Source organism: Hymenobacter jeongseonensis, assembly GCF_015694725.1.
Taxonomy (GTDB): domain Bacteria; phylum Bacteroidota; class Bacteroidia; order Cytophagales; family Hymenobacteraceae; genus Hymenobacter; species Hymenobacter jeongseonensis.
In genome coordinates, this window is sequence record NZ_JADQDQ010000001.1 from 778120 (window position 1) to 798241 (window position 20122).

General features: G+C 56.9%; 18 protein-coding genes. 9 read left to right on the forward strand and 9 right to left on the reverse strand.

Annotated elements, in window-relative coordinates:
* The first annotated feature begins 12 nt into the window (after window positions 1–12).
* Window positions 13–264, forward strand: coding sequence for a hypothetical protein (locus tag I2I05_RS03255; protein ID WP_196280750.1), 252 nt, complete (start codon window positions 13–15; stop codon window positions 262–264).
* Window positions 265–321: 57 nt separating this feature from the next.
* Here I2I05_RS03255 and I2I05_RS03260 read toward each other — a convergent pair whose 3' ends face one another.
* The 4 genes from I2I05_RS03260 to I2I05_RS03275 form a co-directional block, all read right to left on the reverse strand.
* Window positions 322–906, reverse strand: a complete 585-nt coding sequence (locus I2I05_RS03260; RefSeq protein WP_196280751.1) for a hypothetical protein — start codon at window positions 904–906, stop codon at window positions 322–324.
* 119 nt (window positions 907–1025) lie between these two features.
* The gene (murQ, locus tag I2I05_RS03265) at window positions 1026–1820 is read right to left on the reverse strand and encodes an N-acetylmuramic acid 6-phosphate etherase (RefSeq protein ID WP_196280752.1); all 795 of its coding nucleotides are present in this window, start codon (window positions 1818–1820) and stop codon (window positions 1026–1028) included.
* Window positions 1821–1830: 10 nt separating this feature from the next.
* Window positions 1831–2088, reverse strand: a complete 258-nt coding sequence (locus I2I05_RS03270) for a cytochrome b5 domain-containing protein (RefSeq protein WP_196280753.1) — start codon at window positions 2086–2088, stop codon at window positions 1831–1833.
* Between the two features lie 17 nt (window positions 2089–2105).
* The gene (locus I2I05_RS03275; RefSeq protein ID WP_196280754.1) at window positions 2106–3263 is read right to left on the reverse strand and encodes an arginase family protein; all 1158 of its coding nucleotides are present in this window, start codon (window positions 3261–3263) and stop codon (window positions 2106–2108) included.
* Window positions 3264–3458: 195 nt separating this feature from the next.
* Between I2I05_RS03275 and I2I05_RS03280 the strand changes: the two genes are divergently transcribed.
* The 5 genes from I2I05_RS03280 (at window position 3459) to I2I05_RS03300 (ending at window position 11616) form a co-directional block, all read left to right on the forward strand.
* On the forward strand, window positions 3459–5237 hold the full coding sequence (locus I2I05_RS03280) for an AMP-dependent synthetase/ligase (protein ID WP_196280755.1): 1779 nt from the start codon (window positions 3459–3461) through the stop codon (window positions 5235–5237).
* A gap of 167 nt (window positions 5238–5404) precedes the next feature.
* The gene (locus I2I05_RS03285; RefSeq protein WP_092672544.1) at window positions 5405–5881 is read left to right on the forward strand and encodes a MarR family winged helix-turn-helix transcriptional regulator; all 477 of its coding nucleotides are present in this window, start codon (window positions 5405–5407) and stop codon (window positions 5879–5881) included.
* Between the two features lie 58 nt (window positions 5882–5939).
* Window positions 5940–8348 (forward strand): 3-hydroxyacyl-CoA dehydrogenase/enoyl-CoA hydratase family protein, encoded by a 2409-nt coding sequence (locus I2I05_RS03290; protein ID WP_196280756.1) that lies wholly within the window; start codon window positions 5940–5942, stop codon window positions 8346–8348.
* Between the two features lie 123 nt (window positions 8349–8471).
* Window positions 8472–9656, forward strand: a complete 1185-nt coding sequence (locus I2I05_RS03295; RefSeq protein WP_196280757.1) for an acetyl-CoA C-acyltransferase — start codon at window positions 8472–8474, stop codon at window positions 9654–9656.
* 169 nt (window positions 9657–9825) lie between these two features.
* Window positions 9826–11616, forward strand: a complete 1791-nt coding sequence (locus tag I2I05_RS03300; protein WP_196280758.1) for an acyl-CoA dehydrogenase family protein — start codon at window positions 9826–9828, stop codon at window positions 11614–11616.
* Window positions 11617–11696: 80 nt separating this feature from the next.
* On the opposite strand, the gene I2I05_RS03305 is transcribed toward I2I05_RS03300, so the two are convergent.
* Window positions 11697–12971, reverse strand: a complete 1275-nt coding sequence (locus tag I2I05_RS03305) for a hypothetical protein (RefSeq protein ID WP_196280759.1) — start codon at window positions 12969–12971, stop codon at window positions 11697–11699.
* A gap of 532 nt (window positions 12972–13503) precedes the next feature.
* Here I2I05_RS03305 and I2I05_RS03310 point away from each other — a divergent pair.
* Entirely contained in the window at window positions 13504–13731 is a 228-nt protein-coding gene (locus I2I05_RS03310; RefSeq protein WP_196280760.1) for a hypothetical protein, read from the forward strand.
* Between the two features lie 35 nt (window positions 13732–13766).
* Here I2I05_RS03310 and recG read toward each other — a convergent pair whose 3' ends face one another.
* From recG to mutY, 4 genes are all read right to left on the reverse strand, one after another.
* Complete coding sequence (gene recG, locus I2I05_RS03315; RefSeq protein ID WP_196280761.1) at window positions 13767–15866, reverse strand: ATP-dependent DNA helicase RecG; 2100 nt, start codon at window positions 15864–15866, stop codon at window positions 13767–13769.
* Between the two features lie 10 nt (window positions 15867–15876).
* Window positions 15877–16467: a gliding motility lipoprotein GldD gene (gene gldD, locus I2I05_RS03320; protein WP_317192310.1), complete on the reverse strand. Its 591-nt coding sequence runs from the start codon at window positions 16465–16467 to the stop codon at window positions 15877–15879.
* 139 nt (window positions 16468–16606) lie between these two features.
* Entirely contained in the window at window positions 16607–17041 is a 435-nt protein-coding gene (locus tag I2I05_RS03325) for a single-stranded DNA-binding protein (protein ID WP_196280762.1), read from the reverse strand.
* Between the two features lie 141 nt (window positions 17042–17182).
* Complete coding sequence (mutY, locus tag I2I05_RS03330; RefSeq protein WP_196280763.1) at window positions 17183–18265, reverse strand: A/G-specific adenine glycosylase; 1083 nt, start codon at window positions 18263–18265, stop codon at window positions 17183–17185.
* A gap of 187 nt (window positions 18266–18452) precedes the next feature.
* Here mutY and I2I05_RS03335 point away from each other — a divergent pair, with 187 nt between their 5' ends.
* Both I2I05_RS03335 and I2I05_RS03340 read left to right on the forward strand, forming a co-directional pair.
* The gene (locus tag I2I05_RS03335) at window positions 18453–18761 is read left to right on the forward strand and encodes an HU family DNA-binding protein (RefSeq protein ID WP_046244842.1); all 309 of its coding nucleotides are present in this window, start codon (window positions 18453–18455) and stop codon (window positions 18759–18761) included.
* Window positions 18762–18947: 186 nt separating this feature from the next.
* Entirely contained in the window at window positions 18948–19910 is a 963-nt protein-coding gene (locus tag I2I05_RS03340; RefSeq protein WP_196280764.1) for a tetratricopeptide repeat protein, read from the forward strand.
* Window positions 19911–20122: the final 212 nt, after the last annotated feature.

Consider the following 20122-nt stretch of genomic DNA (forward strand, 5'->3'; position numbering starts at 1 on the left):
CACAACATCAAGATGAAAAAAGTATTGTTCCTCGCCCTGGCTGCTGCTTCCTTCTCGTTCACCGCTTGCGAAAGCAAGAAAGAGGAGGCTGTTGAGCAGTCTGCTGACAACGTAGAAGCAGCTGGCGAAGCCAAAGCTGACGCTATGGAGAACCAGGCTGATGCCGTTCGTGACTCGGCTGACGCTAAGGCTGACGTAATGGAAGACAACGCCGACAAAATGGCTCCTGCTACCGAGACTCCTGCTGAAGAAGTTAAGAAGTAATTCTTAGCCCATCACAAAAAAAGCCCCGCCGGAAACGGTGGGGCTTTTTTTGTGTCCTTATAGTGTGGTTTCGGGTGCGCCCAGCCGGCGGTTGAGCAGCCCGTCCACTACTTCGAAGAGGCGGCGCGGCTCGTAGGTGCGCCACGGCAAGTCGTCGAGCTGGCCGCCGAAGTTGACGTAGTTGTCGACGTTGTATTGCTTCATTTCGCGCTGCACGTGCTCCTGGAAATTGACGCCGGCAATCCAGCCGTCTTCCACGTCCTCAAACCATTCCTCGTAATAGTCGTCGTCGGAACCGTGGAAGTTAAATACGTTTTCGCCCACCAGAATAAACTTGCGAACGCCTTCATGCACAAGCACATCAACGATGTTGCGCTTCAGCTCCATTATGTCGTTTTCGATGGCATCGTTCCACTCCCCGATAAATTCGAGCACGGCAATGCCGTCTTCGTAATCCACAAACAGGATTTTCAGGAATAAGGTGTCCGAGCCCAGGCTATCCCATTGGGGGTGAATGTAGTAGCCGTAAATCGTGTTGGTATAAGCTTCCAGGCTGTTTTCCGCCTCGAAGAGCGGCGAGCGCGGGTCTTCGGAGGCAGAATACTGGTCAATCCAGTTGTAATGAGGCTCGATGGTGTGCATAAGGCGGCAGAAGGCGTTTGGATAAGAACGCACCACGGCGCGCTCTGTTTCGAACCCAACAACAAAAATGGTTGGACTTCTTTAACGCCGAATAGGCCGTAGCACGTTCCTGCCCGGGGTTAGCGCGCCATCAACGCGGCCCGCACGCTGCCGTGTTGCTTCAGTAGCTGAGCCGCTTCGGCGGCATCAATGCCGAGCTCTTCCATCAGCATGCGTTCGCCGCGCTCCACCAGTTTGATGTTGGAGAGCTGCATGTCGACCATCTTATTCCCTTTCACATGGCCCAGCCGGATGAAAGCCGCCGTGGTGAGCATGTTGAGTACCAGTTTTTGCGCCGTGCCGGCTTTGAGGCGCGTGCTGCCCGTCACAAACTCGGGCCCGGTCACCACTTCCACGGGGAATTCGGCTGCCGCTGCCACGCCGGAGTCGGCATTGCACACCACGCAACCTGTGGCCAACCCTGCGGCGCGGGCCTGCTGCAACCCGCCGATAACGTAAGGCGTGCGGCCCGAGGCCGCGATGCCCACCAGCACATCCTTGGCATTGACATTGTAGGCCTGCAGGTCCTTCCAGGCTTGCTCGGCGTCGTCTTCCGCACCTTCCACCGCCTGACGGATTGCCGAGTCGCCGCCCGCAATAATGCCGACTACCAACCCGGCCGGCACGCCAAAGGTGGGCGGGCATTCCGACGCATCAACCACGCCCAGGCGCCCGCTGGTACCGGCACCGATGTAGAACAACCGCCCGCCCGCCGCCAGCCGGGCCACAATGGCCTCTACCAGCAACTCAATCTGCGGCAATGCCTTGGCCACGGTCTGGGGCACGGTCTGGTCGAGTTGGTTCATACCGGCCAGCAATTCGGCGGTCGAAAGCGTTTCGAGGTGGTTGTACTCGGAGGGGGATTCGGTAGTCATGCGTAGAAGATTATTTCAACAAACCTATAACCGGGAAATTGTCAAATACATTGGCCGTGTGCGGAGCGTCCTTGTCTAGCTCCGCGGTCAGGTCTTGGCCGGCCCAGTGTTCGTAATGGTTGCCGCGGCGCCACAGGCGCGAGCGGCTCACGTCGTAAATCTGGCCTTGGTATGCCACCCAGATTTCGTCGCGGTCCTGGCCATTGCGCAGCGCAAGCTGGTTGCGGGTGTAGGAGGGGAGGTCAACCAGATTTTCTTGAACGGTCATGCTGTAAGACGTTAACCCTAACCAAGAAGCGCCTGTAGACGAATCCAGCGTTGCGGCAAGTCGCCCTGGGAAGCGTTCAGGTAATCTTCGTAGGTGCACGGCACCACGCGCTTTACCACGTTGTCACCTAGGCGCTCTACTTCCATCCACCACTTGTCGGCGCGGCGCGATTTGTAGAACACTAGCTTGTCGGGGTTGCCGGGCAGCACCACTGTGTAAGTCAGGAAGCGGAACGTGCCAAAACCGGTTTCCGGGCGGCGATGGTAGAACCCTTCCACAAAATACCACAGCATGGTGGCCACGGTGGCGGCGGCCAAGCCGTGCGGGTCTTGGTCGGCGCGGTAGCCATAGAGACCGAAGGAACTCAGCTGTTCATTATGCCCAGCGTACCAGCAGAGCTGGGTGGCTTCCTCGTTGCCGAGGCCGAAGGGGTTGGCCGGGAAGTAGCCCGGCGCATCTTGCCAGCGGAGGGCGGCAATGTCCACGCTCATGAATTCGGCCTGCCGGATGAGCGGCTCGGCCAAGCGGCGGTCTGCTCGCACTTCGCCCACGCTCATGGTTTCAAAGTGCAGCTTTTCGAGTGCTACCAGTACCTCGGGCGGCGTGAGGTATTGCTGGTGACCCAGGTGGGCCAGGCTGAACACGAAGTTGGGCTCGTGCACCAACAGGCGGCGCAGGTGGCTTTCTTCGGGTGGAGTGCCGGGGCCGGGTTCGGCCATGTCGGGCCGGGCATCTACTACCGCGAAGCTGATGGCGCGGTCCTGGGTTTCATAGGCCAAAAACTGGCCGTAGTCGAGGTCGTGGCTGCCGCCCAGCAGCACGGGTACGGTATTTTCTTCTAGTAAAGCCCCAATGATTTCGCGCAGGCGCTGGTAGGTGTCTTCCAGTGTAAGTCCGGGGCGCAGGTTGCCGAGGTCCACGAAGCGCACGGTGCCGGTGCCTTTTTGGAGTTGGTAGAAGCGCTGGCGCACTTCGTTGGCGCCGTGGCGGTCAGGGGCGGGGGGGCCAGCGGCGCTGCCGCGCCATTCATCGAGGCCGATGAGGGCGAGGTCGGCATTGCGCCAGTCGGGGAAGGTTTCGGTGAAGCGGGTGGCGTAGGCGGCTAGCGTGGTGGGCGCGGGCACAGCAGCAGTCAGCGTTTCCGGCAGCGGGTCAAAAAACAGGGCCAGGTTCATTGGGGACGGAAAGGCAAGTGCCCAAAATTACGCACGAAAACCCCGTATGCGCCGGCTTTTTGGGCGTTTTGACTGTCGAATTGGTTTTTGCCGGTAGCGTGGTCCTATACATTCGTTTACCAAACTATAGCACGACGAAAAAAAAAGCTCTTTATTTAAGCTGAATTTCACCTGCCCGCCTAATAAAACCCACCCATGGACGTTCGTCGCACCTTTGATATACTGCCCCATCAATTAGCCAATTCGCCCAAATCGGACGCATTTGCCGCCAAAATTGACGGCCAGTGGGTGCCCACCAGCACCCAGCAAGTGCTGGACCAAGCCAACCTTGTGAGCCTGGGCTTGGTGTCGCTCGGCCTGAAGCACGGCGACAAAGTGGCCATCATCAGCATGAACCGCCCCGAGTGGATGCTGGCGGACTTCGGCATCGCCCAAATCGGCGCTGTGAGCGTGCCCATGTACCCCAGCATCACCGTCGAAGACTACAAGTACATCTTTGCCGATGCTGGCGTGCGCGCCGTGTTTGTGGCGGATAGTGCGCTGTTGGAGAAAGTGAAGCAGGCCACGGTTGGCCTCGACATTCCAGCCGAAAACATCTTCTCCTTTAATCATTTGCCCGGTACCCGTCATTTTAGCGAATTGCTGAATATGGGTAAAAAAGGCAACGTGGCCGACCTGGAGCCGCTCAAGGCCGCCGTGCAGCCCAGTGACCTGCTCACCCTCATTTATACCAGCGGCACCACCGGCAGCCCCAAGGGCGTGATGCTCACTCACGACAACATCCTGAGTAACTGCCGCAGCTCGCAGCCGGCCGTGCCCGTTTCCAAAGAAGACCGCGCCCTGAGCTTCCTGCCGCTCTGCCACATTTTCGAGCGCATGGTGACCTACCTCTATATGATTAACGGCGTGAGCATTTACTACGCCGAGAGCATGGAAGTCATCGCCGACAACCTGCGCGAAGTGAAGCCGCAGATTTTCACCACCGTGCCGCGCCTGCTTGAGAAGGTGTATGATAAAATTGTTGCCAAAGGCCACGAGCTGGAAGGCGTGAAGAAAAACCTGTTCTTCTGGGCCCTGGATTTGGGCCTGAAATACGACACCCAGAAAGACCAAGGCTTCTTCTATAATACGCAGCTCGCCTTGGCTAATAAGCTTATCTTTAATAAGTGGCGCGAAGCCTTGGGCGGCCAGTTGCGGTGCATTGTTTCGGGTGGTGGCGCTTTGCAGCCGCGTCTGGCTCGCGTGTTCTGGGCAGCTGGCATTCCCGTGATGGAGGGCTACGGCCTTACTGAAACCTCGCCGGTAATTGCTGTGGGTGGCTACCAGAAAGAGAATAACATGATTGGTACCGTGGGCCCGGTGGTGGAAGGGGTGCAGGTGAAAATTGCCCCCGATGGCGAGATTCTCACCAAATCGGCCTCCGTGATGAAGGGTTACTACAACAAGCCGGACCTCACGGCCAAGGAATTCGACGAGGAAGGCTGGTTCCACACCGGCGATATCGGCGAGTTGGTGAATGGCAAGTTTCTGAAAATCACCGACCGCAAGAAGGAGATGTTCAAGACTTCGGGCGGTAAATACATAGCCCCGCAGGTAATTGAAGGCAAGCTGAAAGAAGACCCGCTCATCGAGCAGGCCATGGTGGTGGGCGCCGACCAGAAATTCCCTTCCGCCCTCATCGTCCCTTCGTTTGCCGACCTGCGCGGCTGGTGCAAGCGCAACGGCGTGCCCGAGGCTTCCAACGAAGAACTAATCAAGAACGAAAAGGTGGTGGCACACTTCGAAGGCTTGGTGAAGAAGTACAACCAAAGCTTCGCCCAGTGGGAGCAGGTGAAGCGCACGGTGCTGCTGCCCGAACTCTGGACGGTAGAAAGTGGCGAAATGACGCCTACCATGAAGGTGAAGCGCAAGGTCATTACCGAGAATAACAAGGAAATTATCGAAAGCCTGTACCGCCAAACGGAGAAGCGGTAGTTGCCACAATTACCAAGGTTGCCTAGCGCTCAGCGAAAGCAATTTGGGTGCACAAATTAAAAGTTGGGGAATCCGGCACTTGCCCGGGTTTTCCAACTTTTTTAATTCCAAACTAGTATGCAAGCCTAACAAATTTTTCGTAAGTTTACCGCTCTTAGTCCTCGCATATGAAACCCGAAGAAACCGTTGATTACAACATTAAAGTGGCCTGGCACGCCATTTCGCGGATGTATAACACGCAGGCGGCGCAAAACGACATCACGACCAGCATTGGGTTTGTGCTGTTGAACATTGACCAGGAGAAGGGCACGCCGGCTACCAAAATTGCGCCGCTGCTGGGCCTCGAAACCCGCAGCCTGACCCGGATTTTGCGCAGCATGGAGGAAAAAGGGCTGATTTATAAACAGGCCGATTCCGTGGATAAACGCTCGGTGCGCATTTTTTTGACGCCGCTGGGGCTGGAGAAGAAAGAGGTTTCGCGCCAAACGGTGCGGCACTTCAACCTGAAAATCCGCGAGAAAATACCGCAGAGCCAGCTCGATACTTTCTTCAAAGTCACGGCTCAGATTACGAGCATGATTGAGAGCAAGGGCCTGTTTGAGGGCTTTGAGTTGAAACCGTTGCGGCACGAAGCGTCGGCGTAGGCCGCCGGCTTTCCTTACCCCATTCCATCACTTCCCCACCAAATCACCCCACCCGAGGATGAATAGAACCATCAAGAAAGTTGCCGTATTGGGCTCCGGCGTCATGGGCTCGCGCATTGCCTGCCACTTCGCCAACATCGGCGTGCAGGTGCTGCTGCTCGACATTGCCCCCAAGGAACTGCTGCCCGACGAGGAGAAGAAAGGCTTGAAAATGGAGGCCCCAGCGGTGCGCAACCGCATTGTGAACGCCGCGCTGCAAGCCGCAATCGTTTCAAATCCCTCGCCCCTCTACCGCAAGGCCGACGCCAGCCGCATCAAGACCGGCAACTTCGACGACAACCTCAAGGAAATTGCCGGCTGCGACTGGACCATTGAGGTGGTCGTGGAGCGCCTCGATATTAAAAAAGGCCTGTTTGAGCGCGTAGAGCAATTCCGCAAGCCCGGCACGCTCATCACCAGCAACACCAGCGGCATCCCGATTCATTTGATGACGGAGGGCCGCTCCGACGATTTCAAGAAGCATTTTTGCGGCACGCACTTCTTCAACCCGCCGCGCTACCTGAAACTGCTCGAAATCATCCCGACGCCGGACACTGACCCAGCCATCGTGGATTTCCTGCTGCATTACGGCGACTTGTTCTTGGGTAAAACCACGGTGCTGGCCAAAGACACCCCGGCGTTCATTGCCAACCGCGTGGGCGTGTTCGCCATTATGGACGTGCTGCGCATCATGCAGGAGCTGGGCCTGACGGTGGAAGAAGTGGACAAACTCACCGGTCCGGTTATTGGCCATGCCAAGTCGGCCACCTTCCGCACCTCGGACGTGGTGGGCCTCGATACCCTGATGAACGTGGCCAACGGCCTGGCCCAGGGCTTGCCGAACGACGAAGCCAAAGACGTGTTCCAACTGCCCGAGTTCCTCAAGAAAATGGGCGAGAACAAGTGGCTGGGCGACAAAACCGGCCAGGGCTTCTACAAGAAAGTAAAAGGCGAAGGCGGCAAGTCCGAAATCCAGGCGCTGGACCTTAACACGCTGGAGTACAAGCCCAGCAGCAAGGTGAAATTCGCCACGCTGGAGCTGACCAAAACCATGGAAACCCTGGCGCCGCGCTTTGCGGTGCTGGTGACGGGTAAGGACAAAGCCGGTGAATTCTACCGCAAAAGCTTCGGCAGCCTGTTCGCCTACGTGACCAACCGCGTACCCGAAATCACCGACGCGCTCTACAAAATTGACGATGCCCTTCGCGCCGGTTTCGGCTGGGAAATGGGCCCGTTTGAAACTTGGGACGCCATGGGGGTGCAAAAAGGCATCGAGCTGATGCAGGCCGAGGGCAAGCAGCCTGCCGCTTGGGTCACCGAAATGCTGGCCGCGGGTCATACCACTTTCTACAAGGTGAACTCGGCTGGCAGCAAGGAGTATTACGACGCTGAAACCAAGAGCTACCAGCCCATTCGTGGCGTGGAGAATTTCATCATTCTCGACAATCTGCGTACCACTGGCAAGGTGCTGTGGAAGAATGCCGGGGCTTCGATTATTGACCTCGGCGACGGCATCCTGAACGTGGAGTTCCATTCCAAGATGAATTCGCTGGGCCAGGACGTTATCCAGGGCTTGCTGAAGGGCATCGACATGGCTGAAGCCGGCTACCGCGGCTTAGTGATTGGCAACGACGGGGCGCAGTTCTCGGCTGGCGCTAACCTGGGTTTGGTGTACATGCAGGCGCTGGAGCAGGAGTTCGACGAGTTGAACATGATGATTGCGCAGTTCCAGAACGCCATGATGCGGATGCGCTACAGCAGCATTCCGGTGGTGGGCGCGCCGCACGGTCTGGCGCTGGGCGGCGGCTGCGAAATCAACCTGCACTGCGACCGGGTGGTGGCCGCAGCCGAAACTTACATGGGCCTCGTGGAATTCGGCGTGGGCCTGATTCCGGCCGGTGGCGGCACCAAGGAAATGACCTTGCGCACGGCGGCCAAGTACGAAGAGGGCGAGCCCGAATTCAACTTGCTGCGCAACACGTACATGACCATCAGCACGGCCAAGGTTTCGACTTCCGCCGCTGAAGCGTTTGACCTGGGCTTCATGCGCCGGGGCGATGAAATTGTGGTGAACAGCAACCGCGTCATCGCTGCTGCCAAAGCCGCCGCCCTCGACCTGGCCGATGCCGGCTATACCCAGCCCGTGCCAAAAACTAACATCAAAGTGCACGGCAAGGGCGCGCTGGCCATGTTCAAAACCGGCGTGTACGCCATGCAGCAGGGCAACTACATCTCGACCCACGACCAGCTAATCGCCGATAAACTGGCTTACGTGATGTGCGGTGGCGACCTGTCATCGCCGACCGAAGTGAGCGAGCAGTACCTGCTGGATTTGGAGCGCGAAGCCTTCCTCAGCCTCTGCGGCGAGCGGAAGACGCTGGAGCGCATTCAGAGCATCCTGACGACGGGCAAGCCGCTACGCAACTAACTCAATTTGTCATGCTGACGAAGGAGGCATCTTATCACGGCAGCCTTTGTTAGCGTTTTAAACCTCAGCAGCGCAGGCGTGATAAGGTCCTCCGTTGCGCTCAGGATGACAATCAACAACAACATGTCTAACACCGCATATATCGTAGCAGGTTACCGCACCGCCGTGGGCAAAGCCCCGCGGGGTGGCTTCCGTTTCACCCGGCCCGACGACCTCGCGGCCACGGTTATCAAGCATTTGGTGGCGCAGGTGCCCGCGCTGGACCCCACGCGCATTGACGACGTCATCGTCGGCAACGCCGTGCCCGAGGCCGAGCAAGGCCTGCAAATGGGCCGGCTGATTTCGCTGCTGGCGCTGCCCATCAACGTTCCCGGCCTCATCGTGAACCGCTACTGCGGTTCCGGCGTGGAAACCATTGCCATGGCCGTGGGCAAAATCACGGCCGGTATGGCCGACTGCATCATCGCGGGCGGTACCGAAAGCATGAGCATGGTGCCCACCGTGGGCTGGAAAACGGTGCCCAACTACAACTTGGCCACCAAGCACCCCGATTACTACATGGGCATGGGCCTCACGGCCGAAGCCGTGGCCAACGACTACAAAATCACCCGCCAGGACCAGGACGAATTCTCTTACAACTCGCACCAGAAGGCCATCAAAGCCATTCAGGGCGGCAAGTTTGCCAAAAGCATTGTGCCCGTGACCGTGGAGGAAACCTACGTGGACCAGGCCACCGGCAAGAAGAAAAACCGCTCCTACGTGGTGGATACCGACGAAGGCCCCCGCGCCGATACTTCGGTAGAAGCCCTGGGCAAGTTGCGCCCCGTATTCGCGGCCAACGGCACCGTCACGGCCGGTAACTCTTCCCAAACCTCTGATGGCGCGGCCTTTGTGCTCGTAATGTCGGAGCGCATGGTGAAGGAGCTGAACCTGGAGCCCATTGCCCGCATGGTGAATTACGCTTCCGAAGGCGTAGACCCGCGCATCATGGGCATGGGCCCCATCAAAGCTGTTCCGAAAGTGCTGAAGCAAGCCGGCTTGAAACTCGAAGACATCGACCTGATTGAGTTGAACGAAGCCTTTGCTTCGCAGTCGCTGGCCGTGGTACGCGAACTCGGCATCGACCCCGAGAAGCTGAACGTGAACGGCGGCGCCATTGCGCTGGGCCACCCGCTGGGCTGCTCCGGCGCCAAGCTCAGCATCCAGCTCTTCGACGAGTTGCGCGAGCGCGGCAAAAAGTACGGCATGGTGACGGCCTGCGTGGGCGGCGGCCAGGGCGTAGCCGGTATTTATGAACTGTTGAAATAAAGCCAATTGGACTGATTGCCTGCGAACTGGCAACAGTTTCAAATCGTTTTGAATAAAACGGAAAGCCCCGCTCATTCGGGGTTTTCTTTCCCCAAAGTAGTAGGCGTGCCTAACAAATTCGCCTCAATTCGCTTAACTTTACAACCCCACCTCTAACCTAGCCAACGTCATGGAAGTAACGCAGCACGCGCCCCTCAAAGGCGGAGAATTCATTATCAAACCGACTGAGGCACAGGATGTCTTCACGCCGGCCGATTTTACCGAGGAGCAGAACTACATGCACCAGACCTGTCTGGACTTCGTGACGGCTGAGGTACAGCCGGTGCTTGAGCGCCTTGACAACCACGAGGAAGGCCTCATGCGCGGCCTGATGGAAAAGGCGGGCCAGTTGGGTCTGTTCGGTGTGAGCGTGCCCGAGCAGTTTGGGGGCTTGGACATGGACTTCCCCACGGCCCTGCGCGTGACGGAAGGCGTGGGCGGCGGCCACTCGTTCCCGGTAGCGTTTGCGGCCCACACGGGCATTGCGTTGCTGCCCATTCTGTACTTCGGCAACGATGAGCAGAAAGCCAAATACCTGCCCGGCCTTACCAGCGGCGAGCTGATGGGGGCGTATTGCCTCACCGAGCCCGGCTCCGGTTCCGACGCTTTGGGGGCCAAAACCAAAGCCGTGCTTAACGCCGAAGGCACGCATTACGTGCTGAACGGCCAGAAAATGTGGATTACGAACGCCGGCTTTGCCGATGTGTTCATTGTCTTTGCCCAGATTGACGGCGACAAGTTTACTGGCTTCATCGTGGAGAAGGATACGCCCGGCCTGAGCCTCGGCAACGAGGAGCATAAGATGGGCATCCGGGGCAGTAGCACCCGTCAGGTGTTCTTCGCCGATGCCTTGGTGCCGAAAGAAAACGTGTTGGGTGAGATTGGCAAAGGCCACCTCATTGCCTTCAACGTGCTGAACATTGGCCGCATCAAGCTGGCTGCCGCTTGCCTGGGCGCTACCAAAATGGCCGCTACCCTAAGCGTAAAATACGCCAACGAGCGGGTGCAGTTCAAGCTGCCGATTTCGAAGTTCGGTGCCATTCGCTACAAGCTGGCTCAGCAGGCGGTGCGTATTTACGCCGTAGAATCGGCTATTTACCGCGCTGGCTCCGACATCTATCGCATGGAGCAGCAACTCATGGCCGAAGGCAAAGGCGCCAACGAAGCCTTGCTCGGTGCCGCTCGCGAGTTTGCCGTGGAGTGCGCTATTCTGAAAGTGGAAGGTTCGGAAGTGCTTGATTATGTGGTGGACGAAGGCGTGCAGATTTATGGCGGCTACGGCTTTTCGGCCGATTACCCCATGGACCGCGCGTACCGGGATTCGCGCATCAACCGCATTTTTGAGGGCACAAACGAAATCAACCGCCTCCTGGCTGTTGACATGATTCTGAAGAAAGGCCTGAAAGGCGAAATCGACCTGATGGGCCCTGCTCAGGCCGTGCAACAGGAACTGCTGAGCATTCCGAGCCTGAGCCAAGACGAGGAAACCGGCTTGTTCAGCAAGGAGTTCAAAACCATTGCCAACCTGAAAAAAGCGGTGTTGATGGTCGCTGGCTCAGCTGTGCAGAAGTTCACGGCCACCTTGGCCAAGGAGCAGGAACTGCTGATGAACATCGCCGACATGTCCATTAAAGTGTACATCGCCGAAAGCACGCTGCTGCGCGTGGAGAAGGAAGCCGCTGCCAAAGGCGAAGAAGCCCTGGCCGCCGAAGCCGACATCGCCCGCATCTACCTGGCTGATGCCGTGGACATTGTGGAGAAAGCTGCCAAAGACGCCATCGGTAGCATGGCCGAGGGCGACGAGCAGCGCCTGCTGCTCATGGGCCTGAAGCGCTTCACCAAAACGGAGTTGCTGAACGTGAAGGAAGCCCGCCGCCGCGTGGCCGCCAAGCTGATTGAAGCCAACGAATACATCTTCTAGCCTTCTCTCTGCAAAGCAAAAAGGCCGCTCCTGAATTCAGGAGCGGCCTTTTTTTGTGGTTGATATGGAGTCTTGCTGGTTTATTTGACCAGTATTTTCTCGAGTTGTAAAGCGGCTGACTTCTTGCTGGGCCGGCTCACGCCGATGATGGTTTTCTCACCCAGCCACGTGGTGAAGTCTTTCACGTAAGCAAGCTGCTGGTCTGCCGCAACGTTCAGTTTCAGCCGCTCGGGCTGGCTCACCACACCGGTTTGGGCATTGATACGCCGCAGGTAGAGGTCCGACTTTTTATTGATAGTTTCCAGGGTGAGCACCTGCACGGTGTTGCCGAAAATTGCGGCCCGGAAGCCAATGCCGGTATAGGCATCCACAGCCGGGGCAATTTGATTCTTAGCTACAATGCTGTGCCACAGAGGTTGGCCGAACTCGTTGTAGCCGAACACGTGCAGTTCGCGGGCGTGCACGGGGGAAGCCTCGCCGCCTTCTTCGTAATGCTTTTCGGCCACTACTACTAACTGCTTCTCGGCAGTCAGCAGCAGTTCGCCCAGGTACACGTCTTCCAAGCGCTTCACATCAACGCCACTGGCCTTGCTCACTTCGGCCAGGTAAGTGGGCGTAAAGCGGAATTCCGGCGAAAACTTCATGTCGCCGGTGCCGCTAAAATCGTATTTTACCACCTTCAGGCTGTAATATTCGCCGGTTTGGTAGTCGGCGCACAGCGCGGCAGCGTACAGGCTGCCGTCGTTCAATACCTTGAATTTGGCGTCGCGAATGGTGACGGGCCGGCCCCCAAATGTGCCTCCCACGGGAACCCCCAATACTTTAATTTCCGGTGACTTATCGGCGGGGTAGCGCCGAACGGTCAGCTTTTTCATTTTATCACTTACCATCGTGACGTACTGCGTGCCGTCGTTGGCAACGTGCACCGCGGGAGAGAAGAAGTCGCCTTGGTCGCGGAAATCATAGGTTTTTTCCTGCAACTTGGCTAGGCCTTGGTCAAACAGCGTGGCAGCGATGCTTTTCACTTGTGCACCCTGCGTGAAATACCGGAAGGCCAATAGTCGGTTGCCGTCGGGCGAGATGGAAACCCCCAACCGGCGGTCACGGGCCGGGGCAGTCATCACCACTTTGGCCGGTCCTTTCTGGCCGCTTTCCAAGTTGACGGTAATTGCGTTCAGGGTTTGGCTGCTTTCGCCCTTTTGATGAAGGACAACCAGCGCCTGCTGTGGCCCGCGCCCGAATGCTTCCAGCGTTTCGCCGGGTCCTACTGGAATGGTGGTGCTCCACAGTTTCTTGAGTTCCGCATCGTAGCGTTCAACGGCATAGCCGCCCGCGCTTTGATGAGCCAAAATCACAAAGCTCGAACCGTCAGCCAACGGGAGCGTCTTCTGCGGCACCCTCATGTCGTAGCGGTCTGGGCCATGCTCGGGCAAATAGCTGAAGGGAACCGATTTTACTTTTTGGGCTATACTCGGGATGGCGCATCCCCCTATTGCCCAGCCAATCAATCCAACCAATAATGCGCGATGCAACATAAAATGCAAGTGTATTTGAACTTCAAAAAATAAATTCCAGAATCTGTTATCGCTCAAAAGTATCGATTTAGAAGCGTTGGTGACCTTGCCTGACCGTCCTTCTGGTAACGCCAATGGAAGAGATTAAAAAAAAGGTATTCTAACCATAACACTGCTGCCGTCACATTCGTAGAGGAAGGCCGTTTACTTCGTGTCAGGTTCAGCTGACAAAGAAGGCCCAATTCTTGCCTATGAGAATACCCACTCAATGGCTTTTATTGTGCATTTGATGAAGTATTTTCATCATTTTAACCTGTTTTTTTACCGATAGCCGGTTCAGACGTACCTTTGTCCGGCAATACACTACTATACTATGAAATCACTTCTCAAATTTACCCTCTTATCTGCCCTCATTATTGGTGGTAAAATTTCCAAGCAACCCACTACCACTGCCGTTGCCCAAACCCTTCAGCCTGCTGCTTTACCCGATACATCGGTCGTTTTCGTAAATCAAGTTACTCCGTCTGACCCCGCCAAGCAGAATCAGACAAAAGACAACTCACAACAAAACGGTATCGGTCTTTTAGCCAATCTATTTTAGACGATATATTCTTTTACTATTATCCCAAACTCCGTTTAGCTAATCCTACTCCAGTTCACGGCAGTAGCGGGCAAGCTCTCGATGTGACGACGGATGTTGCCATTAGCCGGGTGCTCCAGATTGGGGTCTTCCGTAAGCAAGGCTTGAGCCGCGGCCCTGCTTTCGCTGAGAATGCGGCCGTCTTTGGCCAAGTCGGCAATCAGTAGGTCGAGTACCCCGCTTTGCTGCGTGCCCATCAGGTCGCCGGGGCCGCGCAGTTTCAAGTCAATGTCGGCAATTTCGAAGCCGTTGTTGGTCCGAACCATTGTTTCAAGGCGGGTGCGGGCGTCTTTGCTCAGCTTGAAGCCCGACATCAGGATGCAATAGCTCTGGTCGGCCCCGCGGCCCACGCGGCCGCGCAACTGGTGCAGTTGCGAAAGCCCGAACCGCTCCGCCGATTCTATCACCATCACCGAAGCATTGGGCACGTTCACGCCTACTTCGATTACGGTGGTCGCCACCATTATCTGGGTTTCTTTTTTGATGAAGCGCTGCATCTCGAAGTCCTTCTCCTCGGCCTTCATGCGCCCGTGCACGATGCTGATTTGAAACTCCGGGAAGGCCCGCGATACGCTCTCGTAGCCATCCGTCAGGTCCTTGTAGTCCATCGTTTCCGACTCCTCAATCAGCGGATACACGATGTATACCTGCCGGCCAATCTTCACCTGGTCGCGAATGAACTCGAATACTTTCAGGCGGTTGGCATCGTAGCGGTGCACCGTCACAATGGGCTTGCGCCCGGCCGGCAACTCGTCAATCACGCTCACGTCCAGGTCGCCATACAACGTCATGGCCAGTGTGCGCGGAATGGGCGTGGCCGTCATCACCAGCACGTGGGGAATCACGTGGGGGTTTTTCTGCCACAGCTTGGAGCGCTGCGCCACGCCAAAGCGGTGCTGCTCGTCCATGATGGTCAGGCCCAAGTTCCGGAATTGCACCACGTCTTCGAGCAGGGCGTGGGTGCCCACCAGCATGTGCATGGTGCCGTTGCGCAAGGCCTCGTGCAGCACGCGCCGCTCGGCGGTGCGGGTGCTGCCCGTGAGTTTGCCAATGTGAATGCCCAGCGCATCGGCGTACACCTTCAGGCCGGTATAGTGCTGGTCGGCCAGAATTTCGGTTGGGGCCATGATGCAGCTTTGCGCCCCGTTGTCGGCGGCCATCAGCATCGCAATGAAGGCCACGATGGTTTTGCCCGAGCCCACGTCGCCTTGCAGCAGGCGGTTCATTTGCTGCCCGGCGCAAAAGTCCTTGTAAATGTCGTGGATAACGCGTTTTTGGGCACCCGTCAGGTCAAATGAAAGGTGGTTTTTGTAGAAATCCACCAGCGTGGGCACCTGATTAAAAATCTGGCCGGCTAGGGTCACCTTGCGCTGGTCGCGCTGCCGCAGCAGCTTGAGCTGCACGTAGAACAGCTCTTCAAACTTGAGCCGGAACTTGGCCGCGGCCAGCAGCTCCGGGCTTTGCGGGAAGTGGATTTGCTGCAGCGCCTGCGGCTTGCTCATGAGGCCGTATTGCTCAATCAAGGCCGGGGAGAGCGACTCTACAATGTGCGATTGCGCCAGCTTAAGCATCTCGGCCACCATCCGCATGATGGCCTTGCTGTCAATTCGGTGGTAGTTTTTAAGCTTTTCCGACGTGTTGTACACCGGCTGCAAAAAGCTCTGCCCGGGCTTGGCTTCGGTCACCTCTTCCAACTCCGGATGCGCCATCTGCGGCCGGCCGTTGAACATCGTCGGCTTACCGAAGACGATGTATTCCTGGTTGTTTTTGGTGTACTGCTGCACCCACTTCACTCCCTTGAACCAAACCAATTCCAGTTCGCCGGTGCCATCGCCTACTTTGGCCGTCAGCCGCTGCTTGGGGCCTTCGCCAATCAACTCTTTGTTGCGGAGCATGCCCTTCACCTGCACGTAAGGCAAGTCGTCGTGCAAATCGGCCACGTTGTACACCTGCGTCCGGTCCAGGTACCGGAAGGGGTAACGCTGAATCAGGTCGCCGTAGGTAAACAAGCCCAACTCCTTCCCCAGCAATTGGGCCCGCTGCGTGCTGCCCACCGTGCGCAGAAACTCAAGCCGGGTGTTGAAGAAATTACTCATTCTTCTATCCCTATTTATACTTCAACGTGTTGAGCATCCGCACCATGTCTTCCTTCACGTACTCAATCACGGGCGCCAACGAGTCGTTGGCAGTTGCCGTTCGAAAATACAGGGCGCCGCGCAGAAAATGCTTGGCGCTGTCCGTGGTGTAAAACTGAAACTGACTTGGCACCTCGCCCTGCAGTTCAAATACCGACGCGCGAATGCCGCTGGGCGTCTTAAGAATACGCTCATCAATTGCCGTAGCCTTGATTTCGTGCTTGCCAGTAAGCTTGCGCGCGTCCTCCATCATCTTATTATAGAGGCGGCGGTCGCGCTGCACGTCCATATAAGTAATCTGCACGTTGGCGTTCAGCTTGGGATAATACACGTTCAGCCAGTGGGGCTGGGCCATGTAGGACGAATCCCGCTTGATTACGGCTTCCTTGGAGTATTCAAACGAATACGGGTGGTCGCCGGGCAGCTGCTGGTAGCTGTGCGGCGGCAAGTCGATGCGGTTGTAGCCTTTGGGCTTGGGCGTGAAATCCGGAGCCGACGAGCAGCCGGTCAGCAATGCCAGCGCCCCCACCACTACGGAGATTTTTTTCAGGAGTAATACCACAGAATTTCTACTAAGAATGCGCCGCCAGCCTTGCAGTCAGCGGGCCAGGCTTCAAAGGTAACCGTTGGCTTGTGCCAGTCGCAACGAAAAAAGCCCCGGGCTAGTGCCGGGGCTTTTCGTAAAAAACGTCAGTCAACAACTAAAAGGGCAACTGGTCCAGCTCCGGTTCCTGCCGGAACGTTTGCTGCGGTTCGGCCACGGCTTGGCCGTTGGCGTCAGTTGTGGCGCCAGCGGCACCGTGTGGGCGCCCGCCCAGCATCGAAATTTCATCGGCGATGATTTCCGTGATGTAACGGGTCTGTTGGTCCTTGTCCTGGTACTGGCGGGTGCGCAGTTTGCCTTCGATGTATACTTGCTGCCCCTTTTTCAGGAATTTATCAGCCATGTCGGCCAAGCCGCGCCACGCCGAGATGTTGTGCCACTCGGTGCGTTCCACGCGGGTGCCTTGCTTGTCCTTGTAATACTCATTGGTAGCGAGGGTGAAGTGAGCCACGCTCACGCCGCCTTCCAAATGCCGCACTTCGGGGTCTTTGCCCAGATTGCCTACCAAAATTACTTTGTTCACTCCGGCCATATTAATGCACGTTAGGAAATACAGAATCAAAAGAGCCACTCGGCTTTTCTTGCCTCAAATATAAGAAGTTAAATTGAAATTAACCAATCATTTGCTAAAGTAAAGAGCAAGAAAAACTAATTTGAGTGGGAGGGCAGCAGGTCAGATATTTTGATTGCAATAATTCACAATCAGCTTAGGCTTAGGCAGTGCCTCAATTTCATCGGCCGAGTAAGCCCGCAGCCCCAAATCACGCAAGGTGGTATCCGGCAACGGATGCGACAACGCCATGGGGTGAAACCGCGCCTCCAACTTTTGGTGGCTGAGCACGTGGCGGTAGGCCGACGAGGGTTCTGCGGCCTGGCTGGTATCGAGTTGCACGCCTAAGGCGTCGAGGTGGCGCAGGAGTTCAGCGGGTGGCAATTCCGGGACGGTCGTTTCCGTCATCGCAAAGTCGTAAAGGCCCTGCCAGATGTCTTTCTCGCGCCGTTCGCGCAGGTAGGTTCGTTCGCCGTGGCGCAGCACAAAGTAGTGGAAGTACCGGGTGCGCGACGCTTTGGCCTTGCTCTTCACCGGCAGCAAGGCCACCTGCCCGTGCTGAAAAGCCCAGCACTGGCTCTGCAATGGGCAAAACAGGCAGTCCGGCTTCACAGGAGTGCACTGAATAGCCCCAAACTCCATAATGGCTTGGTTGAAATCGGCCGGGGTGCTACTGGGAATGTGCTGGTCGGCCAAGGCTTGGAACTCCTTGCGCGAACTGGGCGCCGCAATATCCGAGTGCAAGCCAAAAACGCGGGCCAGCACCCGGTATACGTTGCCATCGAGCACGGCCACGGCCTCATCGAACGCAAAAGACGCAATGGCAGCAGCTGTGTAAGGCCCTACTCCCCGCAACTGAAGCAGCCCCGCGTAGGTGCTGGGAAATAAGCCACCGTATTCGGCCACAACTTGCTGAGCGGTAAGGTGCATGTTGCGAGCTCGAGAGTAGTAACCCAAGCCTTGCCAATAGCGTAGCACCTCTGCTTCGGGAGCGGCCGCCAACGCTTGTACTGTTGGGTATGCCGCCAAGAAGGTTTCGTAGTAAGGAAGGCCCTGCGCTACACGGGTTTGCTGGAGGATGACTTCCGACAGCCAAATGGCGTAAGGGTCGCGGGTGTGGCGCCAAGGCAAGTCGCGATGGTGCCGCGGATACCAGGCCAGAAGTGCGGCCGCCAGAAAGGAAGGCCGAGGAGTTGCGTTGGTCAAAATTTTGAAAGCGAATAATTTGGGCCCAAACCTTGTTTCATGGTCTGGGTTGGTAAAACAAAAAAAGAGGGCTACCTTTGTGGCCCCAATTCAAGGGCGAACCGCCTACCGGGCAAGGGCTTACGCTGGAATTCGGGATTTTTTGCCTAAAAACGTATTTTTTTAACCACCTAAGGAACATACCAACGTGACTAAAGCTGAGGTAATCGCCGAAATCTCTACGAAGACCGGCATCGAGAAAGCAGATGTATTGATGACTGTTGAGGCTTTCTTCAAAGTCGTGAAAGATTCAATGACGGAAGGCAACAACATTTATGTACGTGGCTTTGGCTCGTTCGTAAACAAGAAGCGCGCCCGTAAAGTAGCCCGCAACATCTCGAAAAACACGTCGCTCATCATCGAGGAGCACTACATCCCGAGCTTCAAGCCGTCGAAGACCTTCGTGGCAAAAATCAAGAACAGCAAGAAGGTGAAAGCCGTTGCTGCTAAAGCCTAAATTATCGTCCATAGTCGAAAAAATGTGCGCAGTAATCCACTACTGAACACTTAATCAGGTTTCCACTGTTACGCAATCGGGCAACCGACCGGAAGCCGCTCCTTCGACTATCAGATAATGAATTACCGGCCGCGCCGCCGGTGTCTTTTCCGCAAGGGAAAGCCCGGCGGCCGGTTTTTTTCAGCCATGGCCACTACTAGTTCTGCTTCTCATCAATTGGTTGTCCTCGCCGCCGCACTTGCGCTGGTCGGGGGCTTATACGTGTTGCCCAAGGGCATTCTGAAGCCAAAAGAAAGCCGCTCCGAACTGAACAGTGACGCCGCCAAAACTGCCAACCGGGACGGCGGCGGCTCCAAAACCAACGGCTCCAAAACCGAGGCTTCTTCGGGACCGGTACCGGCTACCGCCACGGATAACGGCGGTGCCCACTCCGACGACGACGGACACGACCACGGCCCCTCGGCTCCGGCTGCCGCTCCGCACACCACGGCCACTGCTGCCCAACGGCAGGAACTGGCGCGGTTGCTGGCCCAGTACAAAGCAGCGCCAAATGCAGAAGCGCAATCGGCGGTGGCCATTACCTTGGCCCGCCGCTACGAGAGCGTGGAGCGGTTCGACAGCGCTGGCTATTACTTGGAGCAAGTAGCGTTGGCCAGCCCCACCAGCCAAAATTGGCAACGGGCTGCGGATGCCTACTTCCAAGCGTTTAGCTTTGCGGCGTCGGATGAGCGGGTGAAGCTACTGGGCGGCAAGTCCCGGGAGCTTTACGCGAAAGTGCTGCAGAAAGAGCCAGGCAACCTCGACGCAAAAACCAACCTTGGCATGGCCTACATGGCCTCCGAAAACCCTGTGCAGGGTGTTACTATCTTGCGCGAAGTTCTGGAAGCAGACCCCCGCAACGAAAAGGCCATTTACAACATGGGCATTCTGGCGGTGCAAAGCAACCAGTTCGACAAAGCCGTGAAGCGTTTCCAAGACTTGGTTAAAGTCAATCCGAAGAACGTCAACGGGCAGTTTTACCTCGGCGTTACCTTGGCCCGCACCGGTGCCAAGGAAGCCGCCAAAGCGGCGTTCCTCACCGCCAAAAGCCTCAGCGCCGACCCGGCCTTGGCGGCTTCGGTTGACGAGGAAATTGCCAAACTGAAATAGCTACAATTCATTCAACCACCAACTTAACCCCCAAGCATCATGCCCTGCGGTAAAAAAAGAAAGCGTCATAAGATTGCCACTCACAAGCGCAAGAAGCGCCTGCGCAAGAACCGCCACAAGAAGAAGTAAGCCTCACGGGGCGTAGCGGCGGCCGGCAGTTTTCCTAACGGGAAGGGAGCCAGCCGCCTATCTCTCACGTAGCCTCCTGGGTG

What these genes read in the sequence shown, in the direction of transcription:
- murQ (WP_196280752.1), bottom strand. Translation starts at nt 1,820, where the DNA reads ATGACTACCGAATCCCCCTCCGAGTACAACCACCTCGAAACGCTTTCG.
- I2I05_RS03295 (WP_196280757.1), top strand. Translation starts at nt 8,472, where the DNA reads ATGTCTAACACCGCATATATCGTAGCAGGTTACCGCACCGCCGTGGGC.
- I2I05_RS03260 (WP_196280751.1), bottom strand. Translation starts at nt 906, where the DNA reads ATGCACACCATCGAGCCTCATTACAACTGGATTGACCAGTATTCTGCC.
- I2I05_RS03300 (WP_196280758.1), top strand. Translation starts at nt 9,826, where the DNA reads ATGGAAGTAACGCAGCACGCGCCCCTCAAAGGCGGAGAATTCATTATC.
- I2I05_RS03255 (WP_196280750.1), top strand. Translation starts at nt 13, where the DNA reads ATGAAAAAAGTATTGTTCCTCGCCCTGGCTGCTGCTTCCTTCTCGTTC.
- I2I05_RS03290 (WP_196280756.1), top strand. Translation starts at nt 5,940, where the DNA reads ATGAATAGAACCATCAAGAAAGTTGCCGTATTGGGCTCCGGCGTCATG.
- I2I05_RS03340 (WP_196280764.1), top strand. Translation starts at nt 18,948, where the DNA reads ATGGCCACTACTAGTTCTGCTTCTCATCAATTGGTTGTCCTCGCCGCC.
- I2I05_RS03325 (WP_196280762.1), bottom strand. Translation starts at nt 17,041, where the DNA reads ATGGCCGGAGTGAACAAAGTAATTTTGGTAGGCAATCTGGGCAAAGAC.
- I2I05_RS03280 (WP_196280755.1), top strand. Translation starts at nt 3,459, where the DNA reads ATGGACGTTCGTCGCACCTTTGATATACTGCCCCATCAATTAGCCAAT.
- I2I05_RS03270 (WP_196280753.1), bottom strand. Translation starts at nt 2,088, where the DNA reads ATGACCGTTCAAGAAAATCTGGTTGACCTCCCCTCCTACACCCGCAAC.
- I2I05_RS03275 (WP_196280754.1), bottom strand. Translation starts at nt 3,263, where the DNA reads ATGAACCTGGCCCTGTTTTTTGACCCGCTGCCGGAAACGCTGACTGCT.
- I2I05_RS03285 (WP_092672544.1), top strand. Translation starts at nt 5,405, where the DNA reads ATGAAACCCGAAGAAACCGTTGATTACAACATTAAAGTGGCCTGGCAC.
- I2I05_RS03310 (WP_196280760.1), top strand. Translation starts at nt 13,504, where the DNA reads ATGAAATCACTTCTCAAATTTACCCTCTTATCTGCCCTCATTATTGGT.
- recG (WP_196280761.1), bottom strand. Translation starts at nt 15,866, where the DNA reads ATGAGTAATTTCTTCAACACCCGGCTTGAGTTTCTGCGCACGGTGGGC.